This window comes from Buchnera aphidicola str. Bp (Baizongia pistaciae) (genome assembly GCF_000007725.1).
Classification (GTDB): domain Bacteria; phylum Pseudomonadota; class Gammaproteobacteria; order Enterobacterales; family Enterobacteriaceae; genus Buchnera_B; species Buchnera_B aphidicola_H.
The window spans coordinates 561,724-577,391 of sequence record NC_004545.1 but is presented as its reverse complement, the minus strand read 5'-3'; the positions used below and the strand labels follow the sequence as shown (position 1 = coordinate 577,391).

Genomic DNA, 15,668 nt, shown 5'->3' with positions numbered 1-15,668 from the left:
TATTCGAGAGTTTTATGTTTATTAAAATTTTGCCATTGTCTACATCTAGTTATATTTCTGCTGGAGAAGTAATATGTAATCCAGCATCTGTTGTAAAAGAATTAATGGAAAATAGCATCGATTCAAGTGCTACGTGCATTCATATTGAGATAAAAAAAGGTGGATTGCAATCAATTGTTGTTAAAGACAATGGTTGTGGAATAGATAAATCTGATTTAAAAGCATCATTGTTACATCATGCCACTAGCAAAATTTATTCTGTATGTGATTTAAATAATATTACTACTCTTGGATTTCGTGGAGAAGCTTTAGCTAGCATTAGTGCGGTATCTCGAATTATATTATCGTCTTGTAATATATCGTCAAAGAAGGTAGGATGGAGTATATATTCAGATGGGTTTGGCGTTATTTCAGTTCCAAAATTAGTAGTACATAACAAAGGAACAATATGTACGGTTCTAGATTTATTTTTTAATAGACCAGTAAGACAAAAAACTATTAAATCTGAATATTCAGAATTTTTGAGAATAGATGAAATTGTTCGTAGCTTATCTTTGTCTAATAACAAGCTTAGTGTATCTTTAAGACATAATGATAAGTTAATTAGATATTATGATAATTGTAATATTGATTTTTGTAATATAAACATGCTCAATGCAATTTATGGTTTGTCTTCTGTTATTAAAGTTGTACCGGTAGACTATTTTTTAAATACTATGAAAATTACTGGTTGGTTATATTTATTAGGTTCTTATCATACTTCAAAAAAAAAGTTTCAGTATTTTTATATTAATGGACGTATTATTTTAAATCGGTCTGTTCATCATGCAGTATATCAAGCTGTATCTGAAATTAATCATTATCAATATAGCGTATCATATATTTTGTATTTGAAATTAAATTGCAATGAATTAGATGTTAATATTCATCCGGCAAAAAAAATAATAAAGATTATTAACATTCGTTTAATTCATGTGTTTATATGCCAAGCTATTTTATATTCTTTAAAAAAAGAATGTATCTTGAAAAAAGATTGTACTAAAATTATTAAAAATATTTCAAATAATAAAAAAAAAAATAATTTGAATTACAATTTTCAGAGTAATTTAGATATTACAAGTTGTATTGTTCAAGAAAATTCGTATAGTATACCTCAAAAACTGTTTAATTTGGACAATGTTAGTATTATAGAGACAGAGTTAAAGTTTAAGAGATTTAAATGTAAAGATTATCTTAATACTATATTTGGTAATGTATTGATGGTAATAAAAAATTTTTATTTATTAATTGAAAAAAATGATGAATTGTTTTTATTTTTTTTGCCGAGAGCTAAATCATTGATTTGTGAACTAAAATTAAAATTTGGAGTTAAAAATGGGTTATTAATAAAAAAATTACGTAAAAAATATTTTTATTTTTTTAAAAATAACACAGAATATCATTTTTTTTTACGTTTTTATGAAATTTTATCTCATGTAGGATTAAATTTTAACATTACGTTAAAATATGCAGAACTAAATTCTATACCATTTATGATTGATGATACTAATCTGGGTATTATTATATCAGAAATATTATATTTTTTCAAAATAAAACGTGAAATGAGTTTATCGCGGCTAGTAACTACAATTATGAATCATAGCAAAATATTAGTTAAATATTGGGATCATTTACAAGTTTTGTCAGTTATATCAGAATGTGAAAAATATTATAAAAGTATCTTGGAATTAAATGTGATATCGTATATTTTACAGCCTATTAATTTTGATTCTACGGTGAATTTTTTTAAGAATGATAGTAAAGTTTGAAAAATTTGAAAAACTTAAAAAACCTTTGGTTATATTTTTGATGGGTCCAACTGCTTGTAATAAAAGTTTACTTGCAATGACATTAAAAGATATTTTACCAATAGAGTTAGTGAGTGTTGATTCAGCTTTAATTTATCGTGGAATGGATATTGGAACAGCAAAACCTTCTAATATGGAATTATTGAAATATCCTCATTTTTTAGTAAATATTAGAGATCCATTGCAAACTTATTCAGTAGGTGAGTTTTATAAAGACATCTTAAAAATAATTGATTATATTCATTCAATAAATAAAGTACCTTTATTAGTTGGTGGTACTATGTTTTATTTTAAAATTTTATTAACTGGTGGATTATCTAATTTACCATCATCAAATGATAACATTCGAAAATATTTATTAACGTTATTACAAAAAAAATCTAAATTTTTTTTATTTAATCAATTAAAGTCAATTGATCCTATATCAGCGGAACGCATTCATTTTAATGACGTTCAAAGGGTTTTACGAGCTTTAGAAGTTTTTTTTATTTCGGGGAAAACTTTAACTGAGTTGTGTCGGTTAAAAAACTTTGTTTCTCCATATAACATTGTTCAATTTTCACTAATGCCTGAAAGTAAAGAATGGTTGTTTAACAAAATTACTATACGTTTCAAAAAAATGTTGTCTTGTGGTTTTGAATATGAAGTAAAAAAATTGTTTAATCGAGGGGATTTACATAAAAATTTGCCATCTATTCGATGTGTAGGTTATCGTCAAATGTGGGATTATTTTATGCATAATTTGACTTACGACGATATGATATGCGAATCATTAAAAGCTACAAAACGATTAGTCAAATCTCAATTAACTTGGTTAAATAATTGGAAAAAATTGAATGTTTTGAGTAGTAGTGATACGTTAAAAAATTTAATTACTAAGATAATTAGTGTTATTAATGCTAATATTTTTGTGTAAAATAAGATGTATATGTAAGTTTATTTATTCAATGTTAATTTAGAAAAGTATTGTTTTTAGTGAAAAATTGATATTTTGTATGTTTGTTTCAATATATAAATGTTGATAGAATTAATATTGTTTAGTTTTGTTGTTCGTAGTTATAATTAATTTCAATATGAGTAGTTATAAAAGTGATGATTCTAGCATAATAATGTATTTATAATAGTATGATTTAAATATGAATTTAAAATTTTATGAATATTATTTGTTAGAATTAGGAATAAGATATGGAGAAAAATATGGCCTGGAATGAGCCAAGTGATAGCGAAAAAGATAAAGATCCTTGGAACAAAAAAGATAAAAAACTTAAAAATTTTGATGAGAACAAAAAAAGTAAATTATATTTGTTTTTAGAAATAGAATGTTTGGTAAATTTTTTAAAACGAAAGAAGAAAATATTCTTTAGTGAGTCTGGATCATTTAAATATTTTAAAAATTTAATAACAATGATTATTTTTACTACTATAATATTTCTTATAGGTAGTGGTTTTTATTTTATTCAAGAATCTGAATATGGTGTTGTTACTTGTTTTGGAAAATTTAGTTATTTAGCGAATCCTGGATTACATTGGAAACCTATTTTAATTCAAAAAGTCATTCCGATTGACGTTTCAACTGTAAGAGAAATAAATACTTCTGGGACTATATTAACTTATAGCGAACATTTTGTTCAAGTAAATATGACTGTTCAATATCGTATTGTTGATCCTAAGAAATATTTATTTTCAGTAACGAATCCTGATAATTGTTTACGTCAATCGATAAATAGTGCATTACGTAGTGTAATTAGTCGTTCTAACATAGATATTTTTTTAAAAAACGAATTTTCGTTATTAGCCAAAAACGATATTAAAGTAAATATTCAAAAAATAATTAAACCATATCATATGGGAATAGTTATTTCAGATATAAATTTTAGGACGCTGTATCTTCCTCAAGCAGTAAAATTAGCTTTTGAAGATATTTTTTCTGCAATAGAAAGTAAAAAACAATCTCTTAATGAGGCAAGAATATATTCTAATGAAATTAAGTCTCAAGCCTTTTATAATGCGAAAAAGATTTTAATAGAAGCTAAGTCTGATAGGTTGCGAACAATACTTAACGCTCAAGGAATAATTTTTAAATTTTTAAAAATTTTACCAATTTATAAATCTTCAAAGAAAATAACCACTATACAATTATATTTTGACTGCATGGAAAAAATTTTTAGCCATACCAGGAAGGTATTAACTAACAGTGATAATAACTTTTTTTTGTTTTCGTTAAATGATTTATTTCTTAAAAACAATTATAATTCATTAACTCAGTCTCATTCCAACAGTAATAAACATAGTTCTATGTTAAATACAGTCTCTTCTTCTCATGTAAAGAGTATTGATCATGTTAATAGTAATAATTTATTGATTAGTTCAAACAATATTATAAATCAACGTAAATTAAACTCATTTAGAAAAGATTATTTGAGAATAGGAAGAGAATAATAAATGAGAAAAGTAATATTAATAATTCTTATTGTAGTAGTAATTTATTTTTTTACATGTTTTTTTATAATTAAAGAAGGCCAGCGAGGTATTATATTAAGATTTGGAAAAATTTCATATGATGATAATCATCATGTTTTGGTTTATAAGCCAGGGTTGCATATTAAATTACCTTTTATTGAATCAGTTAAAATATTTAATTCTAAAATTCAAACTATAGATAATAGGTTAGATAGCGTACTTACTAAAGATAATAAAAATTTAGTTTTAAATACTTACATAAATTGGAAGATTAATGATTTTTGTCGTTATTATTTATCTACTGGAGAAGATAATATTTACTATGCTGAAACGTTAATAAAACAGAAGTTTAATAATCGATTACGTGCTCAAATTTCTCATTTAAATATTAAAGAAATTATTTTTAATGTTAAGGATCAGTTAACTTCAAATATAAAATATTCGTTAAATGCAAGTAGTAAAATTAATTATAAAAATGTAATTTTTAAAAAAGCGATTAACGGAACTTCTAATCAAAATATTAATCAAGAAAATAATTTGTTGCAAAGTATTAGTGATTTGTCTGAAATAGGTGTTCAAATTTTAGATGTGCGTATTGGAAAAATTAGTGTTTCAGAAGATTTTTTTAGTTTAATATGTAGTCGTATAAATTCTGAGTATAGAGCTATAGCTAAACATTATAGATTGATGGGTGATAAACAAGCTGAAGAACTTAAATTGAGAGCTAATTATGAAGTGGTTAAAATTTTATCAAAAGCACAACGTAGTGCTTTAATAATTAAAAGTGAAGGTGAAGCATTAGTGGCAAAGTTATTTTCGGATGCTTTTAGTCAAGAACCTGAATTTTTTAGTTTTATTCGAAGTCTTCAGGCGTATGAGAATATTTTCAAGAAAAAAAATCAGAATTTAATAGTAGTCAATGAAAATAATAGTTCATTTTTGCGTTATATGTATATAAAATAGTGTAGTAGAAGTTTAAGTTTATATGATGGAAAGTGTTTAATGTATATTCAAAGCAAATAGGTGATAATTAGGTAATGAGCGTAAATATTGTTGTAATTGGAATGCAATGGGGTGATGAAGGAAAAGGTAAAATAGTTGATTTTTTGGCTACGCATGCAGATTATGTTGTCCGTTATCAAGGTGGGCATAACGCAGGTCATACTTTAGTAGTGGATAACAAAAAAATTGTTTTACATGTTTTACCATCAGGAATACTGCATAATAATATTATTTCGATAATAGCAAATGGAGTAGTATTAGAACCTCAATCTTTTATTAATGAAATTAAATTATTAGAAGCAGAAAATTTATGTATTCGAAAACGAATTTTTATATCAGAATCGTGTAATTTAATATTTCCATATCATGTTTTTATGGATTTAGCAAGGGAAAAACAAAAGTATCGTAATTTTATTGGAACAACTGGATGTGGTATTGGTCCAGCTTACGAAGATAAAGTTGCTAGGCGTGGTCTATGCGTAGGTGATTTGTTAGATCTTTCTTTTTTTTCTCGTAAATTAGAAGAAAATGTTAATTTTTATAATCATCAATTTACTAATTTTTATCATACTGAAAAAGTTAGTTTCAAAGAGATTTTTAGCAATTTGTTGAAAGTTTCAGACGTTATTATAAGTATGATTAATGATATTCCTGATTTATTAAATAACGCGATAAATGATAATAAATCAATAATTTTCGAGGGAGCACAGGGAACGTTATTGGATATCGATCATGGTATCTATCCCTATGTTACTTCTTCAAGTAGTGTATCTGGGAGTGTATGTAGTGGTGCAGGTGTTGGTATTAAAAATTTAGGTGATATATATGGAGTTGTGAAAGCTTATTCTACCCGAGTGGGAAATGGACCGTTTCCTACTGAGTTGTTCGGAGAATTAGATGCATATTTTTGTCGTTTTGGAAATGAATTTGGGGCTACTACGGGTCGAAGACGTCGAACTGGTTGGCTAGATATTGTGTTATTACGAAGAGTTATTTCTATAAATTCTATTACAAAAATTTGTTTAACTAAGTTAGATATATTAGATAATTTAGAAAAAATATTAATTTGTACAAGTTATCACTTAAAAGGTGTTAAAAATAAAAAGTGGGATAGTGTGCCATTTTGTCGTAATGATTGGGATAAAATTAAACCTGTATATGAAACTTTTTTAGGTTGGAAACAAAATACGAGGGGAATAACAGAGTTCGATGAGTTACCCAAACTTGCAAAAAAATATATACATCGAATTGAAGAGTTGATTAAAGTACCTGTGTATATTATTTCTACTGGTCCAGATAGACAAGATATTATTATTCGAAATTGATAAATATATAATTAATAGGTTTAAATGTTATTTAAATAAGTATTTTAAAGTTTGAAGCTCTAATATTATTTAGGATGTATTTTGTTATAAAAGTTAATTTTAATGTAAATTAGTTATAGTTTTGTTTTATATTAAATTTTTTTTGTAGGTTGGTTTATAGATATTTAGTTTTATAAACAGTTTTTAATGTTTAAAATATGATTTTAAAGCAAGGTATATTGAATTATGTATTAACATAGATGTATTTTTTTAAAATATTTTATGTTAAACATTAAAAGTAAATTAATACACTTATCATATTAGTTTATTTTTATATTTAAATATATATAATAATATTTAAGTTTTAATTATGAAATAAAAACATTTATATACCAAATTAAATAAATGTATTAAATTGATAGTTTTTAAATAATTTATATGTATTTACTAGTTGTCATATAAAGTTTTTGTAGTTTAATATATCGAATAATTAGTATACAATTTATTGTCACACTTATGATATTATAAAATATGCGAACATAGCATTAAATTTTAATTTATATTTATTTATTAAGATTCAGATATTGTATATGTTTTTTTTATATTCATTCGAATATTTCATGTATAGTTTTAGTTATTAATAAGGAGTTATATTAGTGCGTCATTATGAAATAATACTTCTCATACATCCGGATTGTAGTGAAAAACTTCCAATAATGATTGAAAAATTTAAAAAATTAGTTATTGGTTATAAAGGAAGGATACATAGATTAGAAGATTGGGGTAGACGTCAACTTGCTTATTCTATAAACAAATTACATAAAGCACATTACTTTTTAATGAATATAGAAGTACCTTCTAATTGTATACAAGACTTGTCAAATACATTTCGATATGATGATTTAGTTATAAGAAATATTATTATGCATGTAAAAAAATCAGTTACGGAAATATCACCTATGTTAAAAAGTAAAGAGGATAAATTAGATAAAAAGGATCGTGTTGTTGTCTCTTGATTTAGGTTTTAAAAAATTAAGATTTTTAATATATAGATATAATGTATGTTTCTGTGAAATTAATTATTTTTAAATAAACTGCACGATAAATGTAATTTTTATGTTATAGGATTAAGGTTATGGTTCGTTATTTTCGTCGTCGAAAATTTTGTCGTTTTACTGTTGAAAAAATCAAAGAAATAGATTATAAAGATTTATCTATGTTAAAAAATTATATTACAGAAAGTGGAAAAATTGTTCCTAGCAGAATTACTGGAACAAGTGCGCGATATCAACGTCAATTAGCTCGGGCTATTAAACGTGCACGATATCTTTCGTTATTACCATATACAGATCAACATCAGTAATTGACGTATAGTTACATTTTATATATCGGAAATATAATTTATGCAAATAATTCTTTTGGAAAAATTAGATAATTTAGGTAATAAGGGTGATATTTTGTTTGTAAAATCAGGATATGCTAGAAATTTTTTGATACCTTATGGAAAAGCAATTTTTGCAACTAAAGATAATATTAAATTTGAAATAAATAAAAAAGAAGAACTAGAAAGAGAACTAATTAAGAAAATATCTATTGCTAAAACTAAATGTGAAAAAATAAAGAATATTAAATCAATAGTTATTCCTGCTCAAGTTGGTATTGAAGGAAAATTGTTTGGTTCTGTAGGTTCAAGAGATATTGCAAAAAAATTGTCTGAATTAAGTAATATTAAAATAAAAAAACATGAGATTTACTTTTTAAATGGAGCATTGAAACATGTTGGTCAACATAAAGTAATTTTTAAACCCCATCATAGTGTTTCTATAACTGTTGAAATAAATATAGTATCTCAAGATAAAGATAAGTAATTTTACTTGAGTGTAGAATTTTAAATATAATATTATTATTTTGCTAAATGTGTTTGAAGCAACAAATAAATAATTTAAGTATGTTTTTTTTAAATTGCTGAGATAATTCTTAGTATATTGATCAATAAAGTAGTTGTTATGTATAATAAAATATATGTATAAAATTTATTTAGTGATTTCATAAAATAAGTATTTGAAAATATTAAAGATTGTTAAAAAGAAAGTAGGTTTTTTTATGTTAAATTTTAAAAATTTATAAAATTTTAGTTAGATACATATTTTAAATTAATTTTAATAATTCAATTAATTAATATTGATGTTTTGCTTGTTTTCTTAGGACATTTTAGAATTAAATATTGATGTAATGTCTATTTCAGAAATAAAGTTAAAAACGATAATTTCAAGATATTTAATTAATATTAACAATATGATTTAAAGTACGTTTTTGAGTATGGGTGACTAAATATTTTAAATGTATTTTTTATATTATTTGATTAATAGCAAAGGAGTATGGTGTGTTAAGAGGTATATGAAAAAATAGGGGTCAAAGTTGTATTTTTAGAGTTTAGTAATTATTAAAATTTTATCTGAATTGATGCATTAGTGTTATTTTATGTTGATGGTAATAATTGTAGTTTGTTTTATATCTTAGATTTAAATATAAAATATTTTACTGCTCATAAAATTGGTATATTAGGACATGTTAATAAAAATGTTTTTACATTTTTGTAAAAATAATAGATGCATAATAGTTTTGCATGAATAAATGCACATGATTTTTGATACGGCGTTTTTATATAGATTTTTTATTGTACCCATGTTTTTATGTGGGTATTATAGAAGTAAGATTATTAATGTTGTGTTTTAATATAAGTATATGTTTATTTAAGAAAAGTATAAAAATGAAAAAGATAAAAATAAAAATTTTAGATGATCGAATAGGAACTCAGTTTTCTTTACCAAGTTATGCGACTTCGGGATCATCAGGTTTAGATCTAAGAGCTTGTATAAAAGATTCTATTATTTTGTTGCCTAACGAAACTGTTTTAATTCCTACAGGAATAGCTGTTTATATTGATGATCCTTATATTACTGCTATTATTTTACCAAGGTCAGGACTAGGTCATGTTCAAGGGATTGTATTAGGAAATTTAGTAGGGTTAATTGATTCGGATTATCAAGGGCAAGTCATGGTATCATTGTGGAATCGTGGTAGTAGAAATTTTAGTGTTAAAGTGGGTATGAGAATAGCGCAAATAGTTTTTATCCCAATTATTCGTCCTATTTTTGAAATAGTAACAAATTTTGTGGTAGATACAGAGAGAAAGGTACAGGGTTTTGGACATTCTGGAGTTAAGTAAAAGTATAAGTATTGTTATGTTCTATATAATGTATTTTAGATATATGTGTAAATGTTTCTTTTTTTTAAAATAATTGATTATATCTAGGATGCTAATTATAGAAAATATTTTTAAATTGTATTTTTTTTCTATGTTTTTTTGAATATTTTTTTTATTATTTATGTTTCTCGTTCTATCTAAAGCTATTATTATTCCTGATATTTTAGTATTAGCATGCGAGTGGATAAAATTTATTGTATCGTTTATAGAAAAACCAGAAGTCATTACATCGTCTAACAAAATTATTTTTCCTGTTAGTTTTTGTCCTATAAAATTTCCTTTTTCTCCATGTTTTTTTAATTCTTTTCTATTAAAACAATATGGTATATTTATGTTAAAATATTTTCTTAAAGCTATAGCAGTTGATATGACTATGGGTATTCCTTTGTATGCTACTCCGAAGATAGCTTTATAATCTAAATTTGATTCTATTATAGTTTTTGCATAAAAATATCCCAGTTTTTGAAGGTCGTTTCCTGTGTTAAATAAACCTGAATTAAAGTAATAAGGACTGCATTTTCCAGATTTTAACTGAAATTTTCCAAATTTTAATACTTTTTTTTCAAGGCAAAAATCAAGAAATTGTATTTTCCATTTACACACTTTATATCCTAAAATTTTTAATTAAATAAAATGTAATTAAGCATGCTAATATCAAATGTGTTTTTTAATGTAAAATATTATATTTAATAAATAATTTTATTTTTGTAAATGAAAATTTTAGTGGCCCCTGCTGGATTTGAACCAGCGACCAAGCGATTATGAGTCGCCTGCTCTTACCACTGAGCTAAGAGGCCGAAATTTCGATATTTACTGAGTATTAGTATAAATTAAATTTATTATCTAATCTACATAAGTTTTACTTATTTTTAAAAAATTTTAAGTTTAATTTTATATTTCATAATATTTTTATATATAAATATATAATTTTTTAATTGTATTTTATTTTCATTTGACATACATTTTTTTTTTTGGTAAGATAATTTACCTTCCTCTGTAGTTCAGTTGGTAGAACGGCGGACTGTTAATCCGTATGTCACTGGTTCGAATCCAGTCAGGGGAGAGATGATATAAAACATGTGTTTTTATTGATAACTATATATTTTTAGTTATATTTTTAGCATAAAGTATAATTTGTTTTAAATAAAAACTTTTGTAACATTTTTGGTAATAATGGACATACAAAAAAATACTTCATTAACGTTTTTATTTTATGACTATGAAACTTTTGGAAAAAATCCTGCGTTAGACAAACCATCTCAATTTTCGTGTATTCAAACTGATATTGATTTTAATATCATTGGTTCTATTCAAGAAATTTTTTGTTATCCTTCTGTAGATTATTTGCCAGATCCAGAATCAGTTTTGATTACTGGTATTTCTCCAAAATATACTTCATTATTTGGTGTTAATGAATTTGAGTTCGCTAAAAAAATTTATAGTTTATTTATGAAATCTGATACTTGTATTATTGGATATAATAATATTTATTTTGATGATGAATTTACTAGAAACATTTTTTATCGAAATTTTTTAAATTCTTATGAATGGAGTTGGAAGAATGGAAATTCCAGATGGGATATGTTAGATTTGTTACGAGCTTGTTATGTTTTAAGACCAGAGGGAATAAATTGGCCGCGTAATGAAGATAATTCAGTTAGTCTTAGATTATCTGATATTTCATTAGCAAATAACATTGTTCATAATGTAGCACATAATGCTTCTAGTGATGTATATGCAACTATGAATATCGCAAAGTTAATTAAACAAAAAAAGCCTAAATTATTTAACTTTTTTTTTAAATATAGAACAAAAAAAGCCATATTAACTTTAATTGATGTAAATAGTTTAAATCCAATTGTGTATATATCTCGTTTTTTTGGAGTAGTTAATCGTTATATAAGTTATATTGTCCCGATTTTATGGCACCCGATTAATTCTAATATACTTGTGAGTATAGATTTATCTCAGGACGTACAAAAAATATTAAATTTTTTTAAAAGAAACAGTATTTTAAATGTTAATTACAAAGAAATTTTTTTAATGGGAATTAGGTTTATATATGTTAATCGTTGTCCTATTTTAATACCTACGAATGTTATTCGTATGAAAGATAGAATACGTTTAAGAATTAATTATAAGTTGTTCCAAAATAATTTAGTCTTATTACGTAAGAACATTTTTTTAAAAAAAAAATTGAAGAAATTTTTGTGTTCTATTGCTGAGGCACCAAAATATAATGGTTCTAATGTAGATTTAAAAATGTATAATTCTTTTTTTAGTTATATTGATAACAATGTTATAAAAAATATACATAGCACTTTACCTAAACGAATAAAGATAAATTTTATGAAGTACGATAATAGGATTAATCAGTTGTTTATTTTATTTCTAGCGCGTTATCGTCCTGATATGTTAGATTATTCTGAAAAATATTTTTGGATTCAACGTTATTTAAATATTTTTAGTTATGCTAATATTCAAAAGTATGAGAATAAAATTTTGAAATTAATAGTTAAGTACAAAAATCACGTTCGCAATGTCCAATTACTTGAAGAACTATTTGAATATGTTAAATATACAAGAAAAAATTTTTTGAAAAGTATATTTACTAATTAACATTTTTATAAATTATTTTATAAGGTATAGATTTTATGTTAATTTTTTTAATTAACTCATGTATTTAATTCTTTAATTTTTTTAAAATTATATTTTTTTAATAGATAATGTATAGTTTTAGTAGTTATTATTTTTTTAGAGAAAAAAGCTATGTTATTGTTAGTAGTTTTAAGATTACGTGCAAGTATTGTGCTTATATTTTTTGGAATATGTACTTTTGAATCAATAATTTGAATTTTTTTTGGAAAAATTTTTTTTATTTCTTCTTTTAAAAATGAAAAATGTGTACATCCTAGTATTAGGGTATCTGGCATATTATGTTTTTTTAATAATGGTTCTAAAATAAATTTAATATTTTTAGTTGAAATTAATTGATTTTTAATTTTTTGTTCTGCTATTTTAACTAAGGTATTATTGGCTAATAGTTTTATTTTGTATTTTGGAACAAATAGTGAAATATGATTTTGGATATAATAATGATGAATTGTTATTTTTGTGCCAAGTAATCCTATTATATTATTTTTTGTGATTTTTCTTGCTTTATTTAAATTAGGAATAACCCCAATAATTGGAAAATTAAAAAAATTTTTTAATGTTGTTAAGCTCGTAACAGTGATTGTATTGCAAGCTAATATGACTAATATGGTAGTAATTTTTTTTGTTATAGTGGAAATTATTTTTATACTCCTTTTTAGAATAAAAATTTCGTCTTTTTCTCCATATGGAAAATTTTTATTATCGCATACATAAATATAGTTCATGTACGGAAATTTTTTTTTTATTTGTTTGTAAATAGATAATCCGCCTAAACTTGAATCAAATATTATGATATAATTTTTTAAGTTCATATTTTAATTATTCTTGTTAATACTTTTAATATTTAATGATTTAAATACTTATTACAAATAAGTATCATTATTAAAGTTGTTGTTTATTTTTAAATAAGAATTTGATCATATAATTTTCTATTTTTTTTTGATCATTTTTATTTAGCATATTCATTTTTTTTTCGTTGATAATGATTGTTTGTTGTAATATCCATTTGTTCCAAGCTAGTTTAGAAATTTCATTATAAATTTTATGCCCTAATAATCCTGGATAGGGTATATATGTTAAACCTTCTTCGTACTTTTTGAAAAAATTACAAAAAATTTTTCGATTGATATCATTTTTCTTATTCATGATGTGTATTAAACTTTTTTATTTTAGTAATTATTTTTGTTACTGGTGTAGGTAAACCAATACATTGTGGATTATTTAAATTATACCAAATAGTTTTATTATTGTTTGAAAAAATTGATATTTTATTAATTATAATCCATATTGGATTAATATATAATGTTAAATGCGACAGTTTATGTTTAAATTCATTTAATATATTTATTTTTTTTATTTTTGTATTATTTTTTTGTATCCAAGATAATATATCATTTTGACGTATGAATTGAGGGAAACAAAATAATTTTTTCCATATTCCAAGATTTTGCCGTTTTTCTAAAAAGATGTAATTTTTATATTGTAGTATTAAAAACCAGTATTTTGTTTTAGGAATAATATGTTTTTTGTTTTTTTTACAGTTTATTTGGAATAATTTGTTATTTAAATAAGATTTGCATGTTGATTTCAATGGACAAATATTACATTTTGGATTAGATTTTAGACAAATTAGTGCTCCTATATCTATTAAAGCTTGGTTAAATTTATTAGTATGATATATAGGCGTAATGGATTCTATTGTTTTCCATAGTAGTTTTTCAATATATTTATTATTAATATTTATAGAATAATAACGTATAAGCACTCTTTTAATATTCCCATCTAGGATACAAGAATATAAATTAAATCCAAAAGATAGTATAGCTCCTGCTGTTGATTTTCCGATTCCTGGTAGTTTGATAATTTCAGCGTAACTATTTGGAAATATGCCATTAAATTTTTGTTTAAGAATTTTAGCTGTTTTATAGATGTTTCTAGCTCTGGTGTAATATCCTAATCCACTCCAAAGATTTAAAATAGAATCTAATGGAGAATCTGATAAAGTGTCAATATTAGGAAATCTTTTTATAAACTTACAATAATAAGGAATAACTGTTTTTACTTGCGTCTGTTGTAGCATTATTTCTGAAATCCATGTTTTGTATGGGTTTTTTTTTATTTGCCATGGTAATGTTTTTCTTCCAAAATGGTGATACCAATTTAAAATTGTTTGATAAAAAACTAAAGTCGTCATATAATTGTTGTTTTATATAAGAGTATGTATAAGGTTTAATATAGTATTAAAACAGTTAGTATATTTAATTTTATAGTTCATATATTAAAGTGAATTTTTGTAGAGTTATTGTTGTTGTATAAATATTTTAAATATTTTAAAGAATAACTCTAATATTAGATGTATTTTTATTTAAAGTATAATATAAATAATATGATAATGCGTCGAGTTCGTAGTTTTGTATCTAGAAATAGGAAGTTAACACAAAATAAGCGTCAGTTCTTGAAAAATTATTTATTAAAATATGGTATAGATTTTAGTTGTTCATATGTAAATTTTAATTTTATTTTTAATAATGAATATCCAGTAATATTAGAAATTGGTTTTGGAACTGGTGAATTTTTAATTAATATGGCTAGAAAAAATTTGTTTAGTAATTTTCTGGGTATTGAAGTTTATATTCCTAGTATTTTGTCTTGCTTACGATATATACACAAGTATAATTTACCAAATGTGAAAGTCATTTTTTATGATGCAGTAGAAGTGATTTCTTATATGATTTCAAATAATAGTTTATCTGAAGTTTACATTCTTTTTCCAGATCCTTGGCCTAAAAGGCGCCATCATAAAAGGAGAATTATTACGAAGGAATTATTGGAAGTCATATTAAAAAAATTGGTGTTTGGAGGATATCTTAATATAGCTACAGATTGTCAAATATATGCTAAAAGTATTCTTAATATTATTGAAAATATTAAAGGATATATAAATTTATCTAATACAGGAGATTATGTTATTAGATCAGATTATCGTTTAGTGACAAAGTTTGAAAAAAAAGGACTTGTTTTAGGAAACAAAATTTTTAATTTAAAATTTAAATCTATATTTAATAATAGTAATTTTTTATAATTATTTATAATGCTAAAGTAATTTTAGCAAAAATTATTTTATAAATTATT

The 15,668-nt window shown here is 23.6% G+C and carries 15 protein-coding genes and 2 tRNA genes; 12 read left to right on the top strand and 5 right to left on the bottom strand.

Annotation, left to right across the window (positions count from 1 at the left end):
• Nucleotides 1-14 precede the first annotated feature (14 nt).
• The 9 genes from mutL to dut all read left to right on the top strand — a co-directional run bounded on the left by mutL (nucleotide 15) and on the right by dut (nucleotide 9,842).
• A complete protein-coding gene (gene mutL / locus BBP_RS02815) occupies nucleotides 15-1,808 on the top strand; it encodes a DNA mismatch repair endonuclease MutL (RefSeq protein ID WP_011091619.1) in 1,794 nt (597 codons plus the stop codon).
• A gap of 40 nt (nucleotides 1,809-1,848) precedes the next feature.
• Nucleotides 1,849-2,763, top strand: coding sequence for a tRNA (adenosine(37)-N6)-dimethylallyltransferase MiaA (gene miaA / locus BBP_RS02585; protein WP_044010673.1), 915 nt, complete (start codon nucleotides 1,849-1,851; stop codon nucleotides 2,761-2,763).
• A gap of 269 nt (nucleotides 2,764-3,032) precedes the next feature.
• The gene (gene hflK / locus BBP_RS02580) at nucleotides 3,033-4,286 is read left to right on the top strand and encodes an FtsH protease activity modulator HflK (protein WP_011091617.1); all 1,254 of its coding nucleotides are present in this window, start codon (nucleotides 3,033-3,035) and stop codon (nucleotides 4,284-4,286) included.
• Between the two features lie 3 nt (nucleotides 4,287-4,289).
• Entirely contained in the window at nucleotides 4,290-5,270 is a 981-nt protein-coding gene (gene hflC, locus BBP_RS02575; RefSeq protein ID WP_011091616.1) for a protease modulator HflC, read from the top strand.
• Nucleotides 5,271-5,344: 74 nt separating this feature from the next.
• A complete protein-coding gene (locus BBP_RS02570) occupies nucleotides 5,345-6,634 on the top strand; it encodes an adenylosuccinate synthase (RefSeq protein ID WP_011091615.1) in 1,290 nt (429 codons plus the stop codon).
• Between the two features lie 635 nt (nucleotides 6,635-7,269).
• The gene (gene rpsF / locus BBP_RS02565) at nucleotides 7,270-7,629 is read left to right on the top strand and encodes a 30S ribosomal protein S6 (RefSeq protein WP_011091614.1); all 360 of its coding nucleotides are present in this window, start codon (nucleotides 7,270-7,272) and stop codon (nucleotides 7,627-7,629) included.
• A gap of 119 nt (nucleotides 7,630-7,748) precedes the next feature.
• The gene (rpsR, locus tag BBP_RS02560) at nucleotides 7,749-7,976 is read left to right on the top strand and encodes a 30S ribosomal protein S18 (RefSeq protein ID WP_011091613.1); all 228 of its coding nucleotides are present in this window, start codon (nucleotides 7,749-7,751) and stop codon (nucleotides 7,974-7,976) included.
• Nucleotides 7,977-8,016: 40 nt separating this feature from the next.
• Nucleotides 8,017-8,481 carry a 50S ribosomal protein L9 gene (gene rplI / locus BBP_RS02555; protein WP_011091612.1) on the top strand — a complete coding sequence of 155 codons (465 nt, stop codon included), beginning with the start codon at nucleotides 8,017-8,019 and terminating at the stop codon, nucleotides 8,479-8,481.
• Nucleotides 8,482-9,383: 902 nt separating this feature from the next.
• On the top strand, nucleotides 9,384-9,842 hold the full coding sequence (gene dut / locus BBP_RS02550) for a dUTP diphosphatase (RefSeq protein ID WP_011091611.1): 459 nt from the start codon (nucleotides 9,384-9,386) through the stop codon (nucleotides 9,840-9,842).
• Nucleotides 9,843-9,863: 21 nt separating this feature from the next.
• On the opposite strand, the gene pyrE is transcribed toward dut, so the two are convergent.
• A complete protein-coding gene (gene pyrE, locus BBP_RS02545; protein ID WP_011091610.1) occupies nucleotides 9,864-10,484 on the bottom strand; it encodes an orotate phosphoribosyltransferase in 621 nt (206 codons plus the stop codon).
• A gap of 121 nt (nucleotides 10,485-10,605) precedes the next feature.
• Nucleotides 10,606-10,678: transfer RNA gene (locus BBP_RS02540), tRNA-Ile, on the bottom strand.
• A 193-nt stretch (nucleotides 10,679-10,871) separates the two neighbouring features.
• Between BBP_RS02540 and BBP_RS02535 the strand changes: the two genes are divergently transcribed.
• Nucleotides 10,872-10,944: transfer RNA gene (locus BBP_RS02535), tRNA-Asn, on the top strand.
• A gap of 110 nt (nucleotides 10,945-11,054) precedes the next feature.
• The gene (sbcB, locus tag BBP_RS02530) at nucleotides 11,055-12,500 is read left to right on the top strand and encodes an exodeoxyribonuclease I (protein ID WP_011091609.1); all 1,446 of its coding nucleotides are present in this window, start codon (nucleotides 11,055-11,057) and stop codon (nucleotides 12,498-12,500) included.
• Between the two features lie 56 nt (nucleotides 12,501-12,556).
• Here the strand turns inward: sbcB and murI are convergent, their stop codons facing one another.
• The 3 genes from murI to mutY form a co-directional block, all read right to left on the bottom strand.
• Complete coding sequence (murI, locus tag BBP_RS02525) at nucleotides 12,557-13,348, bottom strand: glutamate racemase (protein ID WP_011091608.1); 792 nt, start codon at nucleotides 13,346-13,348, stop codon at nucleotides 12,557-12,559.
• A gap of 70 nt (nucleotides 13,349-13,418) precedes the next feature.
• Nucleotides 13,419-13,682 (bottom strand): oxidative damage protection protein, encoded by a 264-nt coding sequence (locus BBP_RS02520; protein WP_011091607.1) that lies wholly within the window; start codon nucleotides 13,680-13,682, stop codon nucleotides 13,419-13,421.
• On the bottom strand, nucleotides 13,675-14,730 hold the full coding sequence (mutY, locus tag BBP_RS02515) for an A/G-specific adenine glycosylase (RefSeq protein WP_011091606.1): 1,056 nt from the start codon (nucleotides 14,728-14,730) through the stop codon (nucleotides 13,675-13,677). Before mutY ends, BBP_RS02520 begins: the two co-directional genes overlap by 8 nt.
• A gap of 192 nt (nucleotides 14,731-14,922) precedes the next feature.
• Between mutY and trmB the strand changes: the two genes are divergently transcribed.
• Complete coding sequence (gene trmB, locus BBP_RS02510) at nucleotides 14,923-15,618, top strand: tRNA (guanosine(46)-N7)-methyltransferase TrmB (RefSeq protein ID WP_228368074.1); 696 nt, start codon at nucleotides 14,923-14,925, stop codon at nucleotides 15,616-15,618.
• The last annotated feature ends 50 nt before the right edge of the window (nucleotides 15,619-15,668 follow it).